General features: G+C 68.0%; 15 protein-coding genes and 1 pseudogene. 11 read left to right on the forward strand and 5 right to left on the reverse strand.

Annotation, left to right across the window (positions count from 1 at the left end; translation table 11 throughout):
• Positions 1–403 precede the first annotated feature (403 nt).
• Positions 404–913 carry a BRO family protein gene (locus tag A7D27_RS10895; RefSeq protein ID WP_069561663.1) on the forward strand — a complete coding sequence of 170 codons (510 nt, stop codon included), beginning with the start codon at positions 404–406 and terminating at the stop codon, positions 911–913.
• A gap of 104 nt (positions 914–1,017) precedes the next feature.
• Here the strand turns inward: A7D27_RS10895 and A7D27_RS10900 are convergent, their stop codons facing one another.
• On the reverse strand, positions 1,018–1,545 hold the full coding sequence (locus A7D27_RS10900; RefSeq protein WP_069564881.1) for a hypothetical protein: 528 nt from the start codon (positions 1,543–1,545) through the stop codon (positions 1,018–1,020).
• Positions 1,546–1,774: 229 nt separating this feature from the next.
• Positions 1,775–2,387 (reverse strand): annotated as a pseudogene (locus tag A7D27_RS10905) (LysE family translocator).
• A gap of 66 nt (positions 2,388–2,453) precedes the next feature.
• Between A7D27_RS10905 and A7D27_RS10910 the strand changes: the two are divergent.
• From A7D27_RS10910 to A7D27_RS10920, 3 genes are all read left to right on the forward strand, one after another.
• Entirely contained in the window at positions 2,454–3,365 is a 912-nt protein-coding gene (locus A7D27_RS10910) for a LysR family transcriptional regulator (protein ID WP_069564882.1), read from the forward strand.
• Between the two features lie 217 nt (positions 3,366–3,582).
• Positions 3,583–3,750, forward strand: a complete 168-nt coding sequence (locus A7D27_RS10915; RefSeq protein ID WP_069561667.1) for a DUF2897 family protein — start codon at positions 3,583–3,585, stop codon at positions 3,748–3,750.
• Positions 3,751–3,853: 103 nt separating this feature from the next.
• Positions 3,854–4,612, forward strand: coding sequence for a CPBP family intramembrane glutamic endopeptidase (locus A7D27_RS10920; protein ID WP_069564883.1), 759 nt, complete (start codon positions 3,854–3,856; stop codon positions 4,610–4,612).
• On the opposite strand, the gene A7D27_RS10925 is transcribed toward A7D27_RS10920, so the two are convergent.
• From A7D27_RS10925 to A7D27_RS10935, 3 genes are all read right to left on the reverse strand, one after another.
• Entirely contained in the window at positions 4,563–5,300 is a 738-nt protein-coding gene (locus A7D27_RS10925) for an ABC transporter substrate-binding protein (protein ID WP_069564926.1), read from the reverse strand. The two genes, A7D27_RS10920 and A7D27_RS10925, sit on opposite strands and share 50 nt — an antisense overlap.
• A gap of 136 nt (positions 5,301–5,436) precedes the next feature.
• The gene (locus tag A7D27_RS10930) at positions 5,437–6,234 is read right to left on the reverse strand and encodes an ABC transporter substrate-binding protein (RefSeq protein WP_069564884.1); all 798 of its coding nucleotides are present in this window, start codon (positions 6,232–6,234) and stop codon (positions 5,437–5,439) included.
• Between the two features lie 56 nt (positions 6,235–6,290).
• Positions 6,291–6,914 carry a TetR/AcrR family transcriptional regulator gene (locus tag A7D27_RS10935; RefSeq protein WP_218188486.1) on the reverse strand — a complete coding sequence of 208 codons (624 nt, stop codon included), beginning with the start codon at positions 6,912–6,914 and terminating at the stop codon, positions 6,291–6,293.
• A gap of 207 nt (positions 6,915–7,121) precedes the next feature.
• On the opposite strand from A7D27_RS10935, the gene A7D27_RS10940 reads away from it, so the two are divergent.
• The 7 genes from A7D27_RS10940 to A7D27_RS10970 all read left to right on the forward strand — a co-directional run bounded on the left by A7D27_RS10940 (position 7,122) and on the right by A7D27_RS10970 (position 16,492).
• The gene (locus A7D27_RS10940; RefSeq protein WP_069564886.1) at positions 7,122–8,909 is read left to right on the forward strand and encodes an acyclic terpene utilization AtuA family protein; all 1,788 of its coding nucleotides are present in this window, start codon (positions 7,122–7,124) and stop codon (positions 8,907–8,909) included.
• A 22-nt stretch (positions 8,910–8,931) separates the two neighbouring features.
• Complete coding sequence (locus A7D27_RS10945; protein WP_069564887.1) at positions 8,932–9,801, forward strand: SDR family oxidoreductase; 870 nt, start codon at positions 8,932–8,934, stop codon at positions 9,799–9,801.
• A gap of 3 nt (positions 9,802–9,804) precedes the next feature.
• Positions 9,805–11,421: a geranyl-CoA carboxylase subunit beta gene (atuC, locus tag A7D27_RS10950; RefSeq protein WP_069561672.1), complete on the forward strand. Its 1,617-nt coding sequence runs from the start codon at positions 9,805–9,807 to the stop codon at positions 11,419–11,421.
• A gap of 58 nt (positions 11,422–11,479) precedes the next feature.
• Positions 11,480–12,640: a citronellyl-CoA dehydrogenase gene (gene atuD, locus A7D27_RS10955; RefSeq protein ID WP_069561673.1), complete on the forward strand. Its 1,161-nt coding sequence runs from the start codon at positions 11,480–11,482 to the stop codon at positions 12,638–12,640.
• A gap of 13 nt (positions 12,641–12,653) precedes the next feature.
• Positions 12,654–13,448, forward strand: coding sequence for an isohexenylglutaconyl-CoA hydratase (gene atuE, locus A7D27_RS10960; RefSeq protein ID WP_069564927.1), 795 nt, complete (start codon positions 12,654–12,656; stop codon positions 13,446–13,448).
• 160 nt (positions 13,449–13,608) lie between these two features.
• Positions 13,609–15,594, forward strand: coding sequence for an acetyl/propionyl/methylcrotonyl-CoA carboxylase subunit alpha (locus A7D27_RS10965; protein WP_069564888.1), 1,986 nt, complete (start codon positions 13,609–13,611; stop codon positions 15,592–15,594).
• 73 nt (positions 15,595–15,667) lie between these two features.
• Complete coding sequence (locus A7D27_RS10970; protein ID WP_069561675.1) at positions 15,668–16,492, forward strand: NAD(P)-dependent oxidoreductase; 825 nt, start codon at positions 15,668–15,670, stop codon at positions 16,490–16,492.
• Positions 16,493–16,636 lie beyond the last annotated feature (144 nt).

Consider the following 16,636-nt stretch of genomic DNA (forward strand, 5'->3'; position numbering starts at 1 on the left):
AGACCTTCGGGTCTGCCGGCCCCTACTAGCCGGCTCGCCAACCCCATGCGATCCGCCACCACCCCGTCGCACAGCATCCCCAGCCCGGGGCGTTGGCCATGCCCCTTGCTCTCCCTCCCCCACCTCCCTATCCTCCCGGCGTCGCGGTCAATCCCGCGGCCGGGTTTGACAGCCCGAACTTACAGGCGCGATTGCGCTTCAAGTGCATGCGAAAAACGGCGGACGTTTTTTGCAGGCACGTGTTCGTATGCAGTTTTCTGACTGCACTGCGTCATGGCAGATCGCGCGGGGAGACCCTCGGGTCTGCCGGGTCCTGTAACCGGTCTGTCAACCCCGCGCGGTTTGCCACCCTTCGATTGACAGCGTGGGTGGCGATCCTGAAATCACTTACAGGAGCAACACCATGCACGACGCACATAGACCCATCGTTTTCCAACGCCACAACCACCAGCTCCGTGCCGCCATGGTCGACAACCAGCCCTGGTTCGTGGCCATGGACTTCGCGCGGATGATCGGCGCGCTGAAGCCCGGTCGCCTGCCCCGCCTGGTGGACCCGCACCAGCGCCGCGCCGTCCGCTTGCGGCACGCCAGCGGTGGCAGCGAGGAAGTCATCGCCCTCAGCGAGGCCGGCGTCTATCGCCTGCTGTACCGCTACCAGCACCCGGAGCACCGCTGCCTGAGCCGCTGGCTCAGCGAGGAGGTGGTGCCGACGCTGCATGACCACTACCGCGACGCCAACGCGGCGCCCCGCCGGGCGTACATGAGCTGGGCCAACCAGCGGATCGGCGTGGTGAAGTGGCAAGGGGACATCTGGATCGCCCGACGCGACCTGCCGGTGTTCCTCTGCAGCCGCGAGGAGCCGGCGCTGGGCAACGAGCCGAGCTGGAAGCACATGCCCTTCGGCGATTGGTAGCCGAACCGGGAGCGGGTACGCCCCGCTCCCGACTGTCGAAACTGTGCACATGCGGTATGCACCGGTAGCCATTCGGCTAGGCTGCGGAGCGCCTGATCAGGCACTCAGGGGGAAAGGCTGCGCGGCTGATGATCGAGCAGCAGCACCAGATCACGCACGCGCAGGACCCGGCCATAGAAGGGGTTGTCCTCGATGCCCGCCAGAGACCGGCCACTGAGCCGGGCCATCTCCTCCAGCAGTTCGAACTCCAGGTCCTCGTCGTCCAGGCGCAGATCCTCCTTGAAGCGATCATCGGCACGGATCGGCAAGCCTCCGCCGAGATAGCCGTGCAGCGACTCGTACACGGCGCGGATCACCCAGGTGTCCACCTGCCACCGAGGAAAGGCGCGAGCGAACTGGCATATGGACTGCCCCTGGCGTTGCGCGGCCAGCCTCGCCAAACGTCGCTGCTCTCGCCAGCTCAAGTACTTCACCAGCACAGCCGTGCCAGCCACAACCCACAGCAGGGCAGGCTTCTGCACGATGCCCCAGGCCAGGCCAACGAGCAGGCACAGCAGCAACAGAATCAGGCCGAGCGGTAACCGTGCCGGTGCGTGCGGCATGTCGTGCATGTGTCTTGAAGGCTTGCGCATGGCGTTGCCCCGTTGTGGACAGGCTCGCAACCTATCCCAGCCCTCACCGGGCAGGCAAGACAGCACAGGCCCACCTTTGCGGCGGGGGCGTCTCTGGAAGGCGCCGTGCAGGACCAAGCAGCCTCAAACGCACTTTCCCGGACTGATGAAAGCGCCTCGGGCGCACACCTCTGCAAAGGGTTCTGCGGGTGACGAAGCCCCGTGGCTGGCTGTGGACTGGCGGCGACCTTCACCCCCGGCGAAACAACGCCAGCCAGCAACCGAAGCCCACCAGCAACGCGCCGAAACTGCGGTCCACCCAGTGCCGCATCGCCAGCAAGCGCTGGCGCACGGCGCCGGAAGAGAAGCACAGCGCCACCAGGCCGAACCAGGCGACGTGAGCGCTGGCGATGAAAGCGCCATCCCACCTGCACCGCCAGGGGCGTGTCCGGGCGCACCACCTGCAGGAACAGGCTGACGATGAAGACCGTGGTCTTGGGGTTGAGCACGTTGGTGAAGAAGCCCATGCGCAGGGCCGCCGCGTCGCTCAGCGGTGCTTCGGGCGCCTCGGCCTGGGTGCCGGCGGGCTGGCTGCGCAGCATCTTCACCCCCAGCAGGATCAGGTAGGCGGCACCGGCCAGGCGGATGGCATCGAACAGCCAGAGCGACTGCTGGATGAGCACGCCGACACCCACCAGGGTGTAGCTGACATGCACCAACACCCCCAGCCCAATGCCCAGGGCCGTCAGGGCGCCGGCGCGGCGGGAGCGCAGCAGGCTGTTGCGTGAGACGAGGGCGAAGTCCGGCCCGGGGCTGATGACCGCAAGCAGGGTGATGGTGATGACAGCTAACAGTTCGTCCATGGCGTATCCCCTGGCGATTCGATAGAGGTGCCGATCATAGGAAGCCAGCCAGGGGCCTGACCAACGATGCTTTCTGACCATTCCGGTGAGCCTGGCTCACCATCCAGCGATGCCCGCCTGCCCTCGCTGATGGCGCTGCGCTGCTTCGAGGCCGCAGCCCGTCTGGAGAACTTCACCCGCGCAGCGGAGGCGCTGCACCTGACCCATGGCGCGGTGAGCCGGGCGGTTCGGCTGCTGGAAGACGATCTCGGCGTGGCGCTGTTCGAACGGCGCAACCGCCGCGTCTTCCTCACCGAGGACGGCCGCACCCTGGCCCGCGCGGTGCACGACGGGCTGGCGCTGATGCAACAGGCTGCCCAGGGCTTGCGGGCCAAGGCACGCCGGGAGCGGCAATGGGTGATCTCGTGCGAGCCGACCCTGCTGATGCGCTGGCTGATCCCGCGCTGGCCGGACTTCCAGGCGCGCCACCCGGACTGGGTGATTCACCTGGTGGCCGGCGGCGGGGCCTTCTCCTTCCAGACCGGCATCGACCTGGCGATCCGCCGCGAGGATTTCCCGCACCCGCCGCACTGGCACGTGGAGCCGTTGTTCGAGGAGCAGGTGGGGCCGGTGTGCCGCCCGGAGCGGGCCGCCCAGTGGTTCGAGGCCGACGACCTGCGCCCGGATGCGCCCCGGCTGCACACCCGCACCCGGCCAGCAGCCTGGACGGACTGGGGCGCGGCGGCCGGTCGCGCTCCGGGCCTGCCGGGCGGGCAGGTGTTCGAGCACTTCTACTTCAGCCTGCAGGCGGCGGTGGCCGGGCTGGGGGTGGCCATCGGCCCGTGGCACCTGGTGCGCGACGACCTGGCGAGCGGCGCGCTGGTGGCACCGCTGGGGTTCGTGGCCGATGGCTCGCGCTACTGCCTGCTGAGCGAGGCCCCGCCGCCCCCCGGCAGCCTGCCGGCCGCGCTGCTGGCGTGGCTGCGGGAGCAGGCCTGATGCAACGAATGACGGAACGGCATGCGCGCCGTAGGCTCTATACGAAAAGTCGTCGAGCGAAGGTCAGGCAAGGCGAAAACGCCCGAAGAAGCGCAGTTTACGTGCTGTAAATGAGCATTCTGAGGGCGTTTTCAACGCAGCATCACCGAGCGCAGACACTTTTCGTATGACGCCGTAGCATCCAACCCCACATGCCCCATCCACAAAGGAGATCGACATGCCCTGGTATGCCTGGCTGATCCTGGCGCTGGCCCTTGGCTCCATCGTCGGCGGCCTGATGATGCTGCGTGACACCGCGAAGAAGGTTCCGCTGACCGAGGAGCAATTGGCGCGTATCCGCCAGCGCAACGCGGAAGCGGACGCCAAGGACGCGGAAGACCGCTGAGAGCCGGCACGGAAGCCGGCCACGGGCCGGTTTCCCGCACATCCGCCAACACCTGATGGCGAGATGGCCTTAAAGTGCGCCACCTGATTCCTCAGGAGGTGCCATGCCTATCCATCTACAAATCCTGCTTCCCCTGCTCACCCTGGCCCTGGGCCATGCCACCGGCCACATCAGCCCGCTCGGCCTGGCACTCGGCGTGGCCTATGCCGGCTGGGTGCTGGCGGCGAAACGCCTGCCCAACTGGCTGTGGCTGCCGGTGACGCTGCTGGCCAGCGTGGCCCTGGCCGCGCACCTGGTGCCGGGCTTCGCCTACCTCTCCCTGACCGAGCCGACGCCCTGGAGCCCGGACGCGCCGCCCTACGCCCTGCGGGTGAACTGGGACAAGGCGCTGGTGGGCATGAGCCTGCTGGCCTGGTGGCTGGGCCGCCCGGACCCGGTGCCGGCGCCACGCCGTGGAGCGACCCTGGCGGTGATGCTGGCGACGCTGGTGGCCGTGCCGGTGCTGGCGCTGGCCCTGGGGCTGGTGGGCTGGGTGCCGAAGTGGCCGGAACACCTGGCACTATGGCTGGCGGTGAACCTGCTGGTGACGGTGCTGGCGGAGGAGCTGGTGTTCCGCGCGCTGCTGCAGCGCAGCCTGGCAGCGCGCCTGGGCCCCTGGGCGGGGCTGCTGCTGGCGACGCTGCTGTTCGGTGCGGTGCACCTGCCCTTCAGCACGCTGTTCGCCGTGCTGGCGACGGTGGCGGGTCTGGGCTACGGCCTGGCGTTTCACTTCTCGGGTCGGCTGGGGCCGGCGGTGGCCCTGCACCTGGGGGTCAATCTCTGCCACGTCCTGCTGCTGAGTTATCCACTGAAGCTGGGCTGACGCGGATGCGGTAGCGGCCGAAGATGCGCTCCAGGCTGCCATCGGCCCGCAGGTCTTCCAGCAGGTGGGCGAAGCGCGTCGGACTGATGGGCGCGCCCGGTCGCAACAGGGCGTAGTGGCGGTAGTACTGGTCGACCCGGTCGGAAGCGAGGAACTGCCCGGCTACGTCCGGGTTGCGCTCCAGGTACATGCCCAGGTACGAGCGCGTCACCAGGGCGATGTCGGCGCGGTCACGCAGCACCATCAGCAGGTTGCTGTCGTGGGAGTAGGTCAGCATCGCGTTGAACTCGCGCATGAGGTACTCCGGGTCCGCATTGAAACCGGCAAAGCCGTAGTGGTAGCCGCTGTAGAGGGCCAGGCGCTTGCCGTCCAGGCTACGGAAGTAGTCCTGGCCCCGACTGTCGCGCTTGTGGGCGACGAAGATCTCGGCGTCCTCCAGGCCCATGTCGATGCGCGCGGCCTCGAAGTCCTGCCAGCCCCAGCCGGGGTTCTCGAACACCGCCATGTCGATGCGCCCGCTCTGGAAGTCGCGGAAGCGCCGCGGAATGGCCGTGGGCAGCATGACGAAGCGGTAGTCCGTCTGGGCCTGGTTGAGGGCTTCCAGCAGTTCGGGCAGCAGGCCGGTGGCCGCTTCCGATTCCGGTTTGATCACATAGGGCGGGAAGTGGGCGCCGCCCACCTTGACCATCTCGGCGCCAAGCGCCGGTTCCAGCGAAGCGAACAGAGCCAGTGCGGCCAACAGTTCCTTGCATCCCCCAACCCGTTGTCGGCCGTCCTTCCGCCAAACACGTGCAAAAACCATGTTGTCCCCGTATGCGCCGTTCTTAATCTCGGTCGTTCTTCTTGAACGGCAACTGGTATCGCTCCAGCAGCCGTTGGTAAGACTCATCCGCCTGCAGCCGCCGCAACAGCCGTTCGAACTCCTGGGGCTCGATGGGGGCGTTGGGCCTGAGCATGGCGTTGAGATGGTATTCCTGATCGAACCGGCGGGAAACAAGCAGTTTGCCGCGCAGTTCGGGGTCCCGCTGGAGCCGTTGTTCGAGGTAGGACCGCGTGACCACGGCTATATCGGCACGACCATGCACAAGCATGAGCAGATTGCTGTCGTGGGAATAGGTGAGCGTAGCCTGAAAGCGTTGCTGCAGCATGACCGGGTCTGCGTCGTAGCCGGCGAAGCCGTAGTGGTAGCCGGCATAGACCACCAGGCGCTTGCCCTTGAGGGTGTCGAAGTAGGCTTCGTCGCGCCCGGGTTCGGCGCGGGCCACGTAGACCTCGGCGTCGTCGATGCCCATGTCGACCAGGCTGTAGCGTTCGCCCTCCCAGCCCCAGTCAGGGTCCTCGAAGAGGATGAGGTCGTAGCGACCGGTCTGCAGATCGCGATACCGGCGCGCCGAAGAGGTGGGCACGATGCTGAAGTGAAAGCGCTTCTGCACCCGGTTGAACAGCGCCACCAGCTCCACCGTCAGGCCGCTGCCGGCGTCCTGCTCGGGGTGCACCATGTAGGGCGGGAAGTTGTAGGCGCCGACGCGAATTTCACGGGGCAGCGCGGCCCATGCGCTGCCGGTCAGCAGACAGACTGACAGCAGCAAAAACCGTGAAGTGATAGACCAGACACCCGACATCTTGGCCCCGGAGAGAGAGGTGGGACGGCTCCCGGGGAAGACTAGTCCATGCTCGCTCAGCCGTCCTTGAGCACCAGCGCCAGAGCCTCTTCGCAGAGCTGGTCGAGGCTCATGGGGCCCTCGGGGCGGAACCAGGTGGTGCTCCAGGACAGCGCGCCGGTGAGGAAGCGCCGCAGGATGAACGGGTCACCCTGGACGTAGCCCTGGGCACGGGCCTCGCCCAGCACATCCAGCCAGAGCAGTTCATAGGCATCGCGCAGTTCGAGGATGTAGCGCTGCCCCTCCTCCGAGAGCGAGCGCCACTCGTACACCAGCACGGCCATGGCCTCGCCGGTGCCGCCCATGATCGACTGCAACTCACAGCGGATCAGCGCCAGCACCTGCTCGCGCAGGTTGTCGGCCTCGGCCAGGGCGGCCTTCATCAATGCGGTGTTGTAGAGGATGGTCTCCTCCATCACCGAGCGGAGGATCTCGTCCTTGCTCTTGAAGTGGTGAAAGATGCTGCCCGACTGGATGCCCACGGCACTGGCCAGGTCGCGCACGGTGGTGCGCTCGTAGCCCTTGCTGCGGAACAGGTGGGCGGCGGTCTGCAGCAATTTGCCGCGGGGGCTTTCCGGGTCGGTGATCTGCCCGCTTTCCACCAGTTCACGTATCACGTCTTGGGCTTTTGGGTTGTCCAGGCTCATCGCTCGTCACTACCTCGTTCGCACGGCGCTTGCCCATCCAACTTAAGAATGGAGCGCAAGTCTCTGTCTTGATTCGCGAAATCTATTCCCCGCCCGACACCCAAGCAAGCGCTTGGGCAAAAAACTGCCGCACTCCACTTTTCAACCAAGCGCTTGCTTGGTAATGTCGCCCCACCTTCTCGAGTGATACGGGCCATAACAATGACCAGAGCCGTACGCATCGGTTGCGCCTCCGCATTCTGGGGCGACACCTCCACCGCCGCCGCCCAGTTGGTGAACGGCGCGAAGCTGGACTACCTGGTGTTCGACTACCTGGCGGAGATCACCATGTCGATCCTCGCCGGGGCACGCATGAAGAAGCCGGACGAAGGCTATGCCACCGACTTCGTCGAGGTGCTGGCACCGTTGCTGCCGCAGATCGCCGACAAGCGCATCCGCGTGATCAGCAATGCCGGCGGGGTCAACCCGGTGGCCTGTGCTGCCGCCCTCTCCGCCGCCTGCGAGAAGGCCGGCGTGGCGCTGAAGATCGCCGTGCTGCATGGCGACAACCTGCAGCCGCGCCTGGGCGAGCTGGCCAAGGCCGGCGTCCGCGAGATGTTCACCGACGCCCCGCTGCCGCCCATGTGCGTCTCGGTCAATGCCTACCTGGGCGCCCCCGGCATCGTCGCGGCGCTGGAGGCCGGTGCCGATATCGTCATCACCGGCCGGGTGGTGGACAGCGCCGTGGTCAGCGCCGCCCTCGTCCACGAATTCAAATGGCGCTGGGACGACCACGACCGCCTGGCCCAGGCCGCCCTCGCCGGCCACATCATCGAATGCGGCGCCCAGTGCACCGGCGGCAACTTCACCGACTGGGAACAGGTGCCGGACTACGAGCACATCGGCTTCCCCATCGTCGAAGTGGAGGCCGACGGCCAGTTCTGCGTGACCAAGCCGGACGGCTCCGGCGGCCTGGTGACGCCCTTCACCGTCGGCGAGCAGATGCTCTACGAGATCGGCGACCCGCGCGCCTACCTGCTGCCCGATGTGATCTGCGACTTCACCCAGGTGCGCCTGGAAGCCGCCGGCACCGACCGCGTGCGCGTCTCCGGCGCCCGGGGCCTGGCGCCCACCGACCGCTACAAGGTCAGCGCCACCTACCCCGACGGCTTCCGCTGCACTGCCAGTTGCCTGATCGCCGGCCTCGACGCGGTGAAGAAGGCCGAGCGGGTGAGCCGCGCCATCATCGCCAAGACCGAGGAAATCTTCGCCGCACGGGGCTGGGGCCCCTACCGCGAGGTGAACATCGAACTGCTGGGCAGCGAAGCCACTTACGGGCCTCATGCCCAACGGCAGGACAGCCGCGAAGTGGTGATCAAGCTCGCCGTGCGCCACAGCAAGAAGGAGGCGCTGATCCTCTTCTCCCGCGAGATCGCCCAGGCCGCCACCGGCATGGCCCCCGGTCTGACCGGCATCGTCGGCGGCCGCCCCACGGTGTACCCGGTGATCCGCCTGTTCTCCTTCCTGGTGGACAAGAGCGCTTGCAGCCTGGAGGTGGAGCTGGACGGCGAGCGCCACCCGGTGGCCCTGCCCGAGGCAGGCAGCGCCGGCCCGACGGCCCTGGCCGAAGACCTGCACCCGCCACGCCCGGTTGGCGAGGCCGACGCCAGCGTGCCGCTGATCAGGCTCGCCGTGGCCCGCTCCGGCGACAAGGGCAACCACAGCAACATCGGCGTCATGGCGCGCCGGCCCGAGTTCCTGCCGTGGATCGCCGAGGCGCTGACGCCCGAGGCCGTGGTGGACTGGATGGCCCACGTGCTCGACCCGCAGACCGGCCGCGTGCAGCGCTGGTACCTGCCCGGCACCCACAGCCTGAACTTCCTGCTGGAGAACGCCCTGGGCGGCGGCGGCGTCGCCAGCCTGCGCATCGACCCGCAGGGCAAGGCCTTCGCCCAGCAACTGCTTGAATTCCCCGTACCGGTGCCGCGCGCACTGGCCGAGACCCTGTAGCGCGACGAGGACGACAACAACAATGAACTACGACTCCGTATTCCGGCCCGGCCTGTTCGCCGGCCAGACCATTCTGGTCACCGGCGGTGGCAGCGGCATCGGCCGCTGCGTGGCCCACGAGCTGGCCCACCTGGGCGCCCATGTGGTGCTGGTGGGGCGCAAGGCGGAAAAGCTCGAAGCCACCGCCGGCGAGATCATCGAAGACGGCGGCAGCGCCAGTTGGCAGGCCTGCGACATCCGCGACGAAGAAGCGGTCAAGGCCATGGTCAAGGCCGTGGTGGTCGAGCGCGGCCCCATCCATCACCTGGTCAACAACGCCGGCGGCCAGTTCCCCGCGCCGCTCATCGGCATCAACCAGAAGGGCTTCGAGACCGTGGTGCGCACCAATCTGGTGGGCGGCTTCCTGGTGGCCAGGGAGGTCTTCCTGCAGAGCATGAGCAAGACCGGCGGCAGCATCGTCAACATGCTCGCCGACATGTGGGGCGGCATGCCCGGCATGGGCCACTCCGGCGCCGCCCGCGCCGGCATGGAGAACTTCACCAAAACCGCCGCCTACGAGTGGGGCCACGCCGGAGTGCGGGTAAACGCCGTGGCACCGGGCTGGATCGCCTCCAGCGGCATGGACACCTACCCCGAGTCGATGAAGGCGATGATCCGCTCCCTCAAGGACCACGTCCCGCTGCAGCGCATCGGCACCGAATCCGAGGTGGCGGCTGCCATCGTCTTCCTGCTCTCCCCCGGCGCCAACTTCATCAGCGGCAACACCATCCGCATCGACGGCGCCGCCAGCCAGGGCACCCGCGCCTGGACCCTGGGCAAGGCCCGCGCCAGCGAGTCCTACAACGGCTTCCACCGGGCCTACCTGCCCGCCGTGTTCAAGGACGAGGAGTAAGCCATGGCCGTGATCCAATCCGAACTCGACGTCCACGGCGACGACTTCGCCCGCAACCGCGAGGCCATGCTGGCCGCAGTGGCGAGCTTCCGCGAGGTGGAACAGAAGGTGCTGGACAAGGCACAGGACGCCAAGCCCAAGTTCGAGAAGCGCGGCCAGTTGCTGCCCCGCGAGCGCCTCAACCTGCTGCTGGACCCGGGCAGCCCCTTCCTGGAGCTGTGCTCCCTGGCCGGCTACAAGCTGCACGACGACAAGGACGGCACCCAGGCCGGAGGCGGCATCATCGCCGGCATCGGCTACATCGCCGGGGTGCGCTGCCTGATCAGCGCCAGCAACAGCGCCATCAAGGGCGGCACCATCTCCCCCACCGGCCTGAAGAAGACCCTGCGCCTGCAGCAGATCGCCGTGGAGAACAAGCTGCCCATGGTGGCCCTCACCGAAAGCGGCGGCGCCAACCTCAACTACGCGGCGGAGATCTTCGTCGAAGGCGCGCGCGGCTTCGCCAACCAGGCGCGCATCTCCGCCATGGGCATTCCCCAGGTCACCGTGGTGCACGGCTCCAGCACCGCCGGCGGGGCCTACCAGCCGGGCCTGTCGGACTACGTCATCGTGGTGCGTGGCAAGGCCAAGATGTTCCTCGCCGGCCCGCCCCTGCTCAAGGCCGCCACCGGCGAAGTGGCCACCGACGAAGAACTCGGTGGCGCCGAGATGCATGCCCAGGTGGCCGGCACCGCCGAATACCTGGCCGAGAACGACGCCGACGCCCTGCGCATCGCCCGCGAGGTGCTCGCCATGCTGCCCTGGAACGCCCAATTGCCGGCCCCGGTGAAGCCCACCTGGCGCGAGCCGCTGTACAGCACCGAAGAGCTGCTGGGCGTGGTGCCGGCGGACCCGAAGAAGCCCTACGACGTGCGCGAGATCATCGCCCGCATCGCCGACGGCTCCGAGTTCCTCGACTTCAAGAACGAATTCGACCGCCAGACCGTCTGCGGCCACCTGCGCATCGAGGGCCGCCCCTGCGGGCTGATCGGCAACAACGGCCCGATCACCCCGCGCGGCGCCGCCAAGGCCGCGCAGTTCATCCAGCTCTGCGAGCAGAGCAACACCCCGCTGCTGTTCCTGCACAACACCACCGGCTTCATGGTGGGCACCGAGTCGGAGCAGTTGGGGGTGATCAAGCACGGCTCGAAGATGATCCAGGCCGTGGCCAACGCCAGCGTGCCCAAGCTCACTCTGGTAGTGGGCGGCTCCTACGGCGCCGGCAACTACGCCATGTGCGGCCGCGGGCTGGACCCGCGCTTCATCTTCGCCTGGCCCAACAGCCGCACCGCCGTGATGGGCGGCGCCCAGGCCGGCAAGGTGCTGCGCATCGTCACCGAGGAGAAACACGCCAAGGAAGGCAAGGAAGCCGACCCGAAGATGCTCGACATGCTGGAACAGATGACCGCGCAGAAGCTCGACAGCCAGTCCACCGCGCTCTACGGCACCGCCAGCCTGTGGGACGACGGCCTGATCGACCCCCGCGACAGCCGCAAGCTGCTGGGCTACCTGCTGGACATCTGCGCCGAGGCCGAGGCCCGGCCCCTGAAGACCAACCGCTTCGGCGTGGCTCGCTTCTGAGAACCCTCACGGTGCGCCTGGCGCACCCCCAACGGCTTACTCACGGAGAACAACAACAATGATCTTCACCCAGGAACACGAAGAACTCCGCCGTACCGTCCGCAACTTCGTCGACAAGGAGATCAACCCCCACGTCGACCAGTGGGAGAAGGACGGCCGCTTCCCCATCCACGACATCTTCAGGAAGGCCGGCGAGCTGGGCCTGCTGGGCATCTCCAAGCCGGAGAAATTCGGCGGCATGGGCCTGGACTACAGCTACTCCATCGTCGCCGCCGAAGAGTTCGGCACCATCCATTGCGGTGGCATCCCCATGTCCATCGGCGTGCAGACCGACATGTGCACCCCGGCCCTGGCGCGCTTCGGCTCCGACGAGCTGCGCGAAGAGTTCCTGCGCCCGGCCATCGCCGGCGAGATGGTCGGCTGCATCGGCGTCTCCGAGGTGGGTGCCGGCTCCGACGTCGCCGGGCTCAAGACCACCGCTCGCAAGGACGGCGACGACTACGTGATCAACGGCAGCAAGATGTGGATCACCAACTCCCCGTCCGCCGACTTCATCTGCCTGCTGGCCAACACCTCCGACGACAAGCCCCACGTCAACAAGTCGCTGATCATGGTGCCGATGAACACCCCCGGCATCACCCTCAGCCCGCACTTGGACAAGCTCGGCATGCGCAGCTCCGAGACCGCCCAGGTGTTCTTCGACAACGTCCGCGTGCCGCAGCGCAACCGCATCGGCCACGAAGGCGCCGGCTTCATGATGCAGATGCTGCAGTTCCAGGAAGAGCGCCTGTTCGGCGCGGCCAACATGATCAAGGGCCTGGAGCACTGCATCGACGCCACCATCGACTACTGCAAGGAACGCAAGACCTTCGGCAACGCACTGATCGACAACCAGGTCATCCACTTCCGCATGGCCGAGCTGATGACCGAGGTGGAATGCCTGCGCGCCCTGGTCTACCAGGCCACCGAAATGTACGTGAAGGGCAAGGACGTCACCCGCCTCGCCTCCATGGCCAAGCTCAAGGCCGGGCGCCTGGGCCGCGAAGTCACCGATGCCTGCCTGCAGTACTGGGGCGGCATGGGCTTCATGTGGGACAACCACATTTCCCGCGCCTACCGCGACACCCGCCTGGTGTCCATCGGCGGCGGTGCCGACGAGATCATGCTCGGCATCATCTGCAAGCTGATGGGCATCCTGCCGGGCAAGAAGAAAGACTGAGACGGGGGTGACCATGGAACTGCCGAACACCGAGACCCTGCTGCTGGAGCCCGCTGACGGCGTGCTGCACATCACCCTCAACCGCCCGGAAAGCCGCAACGCCATGAGCCTGGCCATGGTGGAAGAGCTGCGCGCGGTGCTCGCCGCCGCGCGCCTGGCGCCCGAGGTGCGTGCCCTGGTGCTGCGCGGGGCCGGCGGGCACTTCTGCGCCGGCGGCGACATCAAGGACATGGCCAGCGCCCGCGCCACCGGCGGTGAGGCCTACCAGCGCCTGAACCGCGCCTTCGGCCACCTGCTGGAAGAGGCCCAGGGCCAGCCGCAGGTGGTGATCGCCGTGCTGGAGGGCGCGGTGCTCGGCGGCGGCTTCGGCCTGGCCTGCGTGTCCGACATCGCCCTGGCCGCCGAAAGCGCCCAGTTCGGCCTGCCAGAGACCAGCCTCGGCATCCTCCCGACACAGATCGCGCCCTTCGTGGTCAAGCGCATCGGCCTCACCCAGGCCCGCCGCCTGGCCCTCACCGCCGCCCGCTTCGATGGCCGCGAGGCCCTGCGCCTGGGCCTGGTGCACAGCGCCGAGGCCGACGCAGCGGCCCTGGACCAGCGTCTGGCCGACACCCTCGACCAGGTACGCCGCTGCGCCCCCGGCGCCAACGCCCGTACCAAGGCGCTGCTGCTGGCCACCGAAGAACGCGAGCTGGGCCCGTTGCTGGACGACGCCGCCGCCTGGTTCGCCGAAGCCGTCACCGGCGCCGAAGGCACCGAGGGGACCCTGGCCTTCGTGCAGAAACGCAAACCGACCTGGGCCCAGTGAACCCAGGCGGTGGATCGATAGAGCGCGATCCACCCTACGCCCGATCCCCACGCAACACCGAACACAACAGGCGGATCGACCCAACCCGATCCACCGGCAACACCGAACGCAAACAGCCCGGACCCCGGATGCCCTCCGGTCCCCCAGCAGGAGCACGAAGATGCCCGCATTCAACAAGATCCTGATCGCCAACCGGGGCGAGATCGCCTGTCGGGTGATGCGCACCGCCCACGACCTGGGCTACCGCACCGTGGCCGTGTACAGCGAGGCCGACCGCGACGCGCGCCATGTGCAGCTGGCCGACGAAGCCGTGTGCATCGGCCCGGCACCGGTGGGCCAGTCCTACCTGAGCGTCGAGGCCATCCTCGACGCCGCGCGGCGCACCGGCGCGGATGCGGTGCACCCGGGCTACGGCTTTCTCTCCGAGAACGCCGCCTTTGCCCAGGCCTGCGAAGCCGCCGGCATCACCTTCATCGGCCCCACCGTGGAGGCCATCCACCTGATGGGCAGCAAGCGCCTGTCGAAGATCGCCATGCTCGAAGCCGGCGTGCCCTGCATCCCCGGCTACGAAGGCGCCGATCAGGACGACGCCACCCTCGCCCACGAGGCCGAGCGCATCGGCTACCCGCTGATGATCAAGGCCAGCGCCGGCGGTGGCGGCCGTGGCATGCGCCTGGTGCACGAGGCGAGCGAGCTGGCCGCGCAGATCCGCACCGCGCGCTCGGAAGCGCAGAACGCCTTCGGCAGCGGCGAACTGATCCTCGAACGCGCGGTGATCCAGCCGCGCCACGTGGAGATCCAGGTGTTCGGCGATCGCCACGGCCACATCCTCTACCTGGGCGAGCGCGACTGCTCAGTGCAGCGCCGCCACCAGAAGGTGGTGGAAGAAGCCCCCTGCCCGGTGATGACGCCAACGCTGCGCCAGGCCATGGGCGAAGCGGCCGTCAAGGCTGCCGCCTCGGTGAACTACCTGGGCGCCGGCACCGTGGAGTTCCTGCTGGACGCCGAAGGCCGCTTCTACTTCCTGGAAATGAATACCCGCCTGCAGGTGGAGCACCCGGTCACCGAACTGGTCACCGGGCTCGACCTGGTGGCCTGGCAGATCCGCGTCGCTGCCGGCGAAGCCCTGCCGCTGGCCCAGGACGACATCCGCCTTGACGGCCATGCCATGGAAGTCCGCCTCTACGCCGAGGACCCGGCCGCCGGCTTCTTGCCGCAGACCGGCGACGTGCTGCGCTGGGAACCCGCCAGCGGTGCCGGCGTGCGCATCGACCACGGCCTGGTGGAAGGCCAGCCGGTGACGCCCTTCTACGACCCCATGCTGGCCAAGGTGATCGCCTGGGGCGCCACCCGTGACGAAGCCCGGCGCAAGCTGATCCGTGCCGTGGAAGACTGTGTGCTGCTGGGGGTCAAGGGCAACCAGCGGTTCCTCGCCAACCTGCTGGCCCACCCCGAATTCGCCGCCGGCCACGCCACCACCGCCTTCATCGGTGAACACTTCGCCGCCGACCCGAGCCTGGCCCCACAGCCGCTGCCGGCCGTGGAGCTGGCCGCCGCAGCCACCCTGCTCTACCAGGCCTCCGCCGAATCCCGCGCCCACCAGGCCGGCCTCGCCGGCTGGCGCAGCGCCGGCAGCGCGCCCTGGCGCCTGGTGCTGCGCCAGGGCGAGCAGAAACACGAAGTCCTGCTGGACGTCCGCACCAGCGGCGCGCAACCGCAGGTGCAGGTCCAGGCTGCCGGGCAGTCCGTCGCCGTGCGCCTGCTGGCCTGCGACGGCCGCTGGGCCACCCTGGAGCTGGACGGCATCCGCCGCCGCCTCGCCTACCACCACGACGGCGAGCGCCTCTGGCTCAAGGGCCACCAGGGCAGCATCGAACTTCAGGACGTCACCCACGAACCCGCCGGCGGCCAGGCCGGCGCCGCCTCCGGCACCGTCAAGGCCCCCATGGACGGCGCCATCGTCGACGTACTGGTGGAGGAAGGCACCCCGGTCACCAAGGGCCAACTGCTGGTGGTACTGGAAGCCATGAAGATGGAGCACCCCCTCAAGGCCGGGATGGACGGCACCGTCCGCCGCGTGCAGGTCAGCGCCGGCGACCAGGTGAAGAGCCGCCAGGTGCTGGTGGAGGTCGAAGCCGCCGACTGAACAACCGCTCGAACCGCGCCACTCGGCTACGTTGAGTAGCCAGGAACCCGACAACACCAACAGGAGCACCCCCATGTCCCTTTCCGGCAAGACCCTGTTCATCACCGGTGCCAGCCGTGGCATCGGCCGCGAGATCGCCCTGCGGGCCGCCGCCGATGGCGCCAACATCGTCATCGCTGCCAAGAGCGCCGAGCCCCATCCCAAGCTGGAAGGCACCATCCACAGCGTCGCCGCGGAAGTGGAAGCGGCCGGCGGCCGGGCCCTGCCCCTGCAACTGGACGTGCGCGACGAAGCCGCCGCACGCGATGCCCTGGCCCAGGCCGCCGAGCACTTCGGCGGCATCGATGCCCTGGTCAACAACGCCGGCGCCATCAAGCTGGTGGGCGTCGAGCGTCTGGAGCCCAAGCGCTTCGACCTGATGTACCAGATCAACACCCGCGCGGTGATGGTCTGCAGCCAGGCCGCCCTGCCCTACCTCAAGCAGAGCGGCAACGGCCACATCCTCAACCTGTCCCCGCCGCTGAACCTGGACGCCAAGTGGTTCGCCCAGCACGGCCCCTACACCGTCACCAAGTACGGCATGAGCATGCTCACCCTGGGCATGAGCGAGGAGTTCAAGCGCTACGGCATCAGCGTCAACTCGCTGTGGCCGAAGACCATGATCGCCACCGCCGCCATCGAGTTCGAACTGGGCAGCCGCGACGCCTTCAAGCGCGCCCGCACCCCGGCGATCATGGCCGACGCCGCCCACGCCATCCTCTCCAGCGAAGGCCGCTGCATCACCGGGCGCCTGCTGGTGGACGAGGAGATCCTCCGCGAACAGGGCCAGACCGAGTTCGAGCACTACCGCTTCGACCCCGAGGGCGGCAGCCTCATCCCGGACCTGTTCGTCGACTGAGCCCACTGACAACGAGAACAGCGTGAACCTGGTGACAGCTCGCTCCTGCACGCGGCCTCGCCAGGCAACCGACATGGAGGTGGTTGTCGCTATCGATCCTGACGGTCGGTGCCGGAGGTGACTCCGCCGCCGACCCAGCTCCAA

Source organism: Pseudomonas sp. 1D4, from assembly GCF_001728925.1.
Lineage (GTDB): Bacteria > Pseudomonadota > Gammaproteobacteria > Pseudomonadales > Pseudomonadaceae > Metapseudomonas > Metapseudomonas otitidis.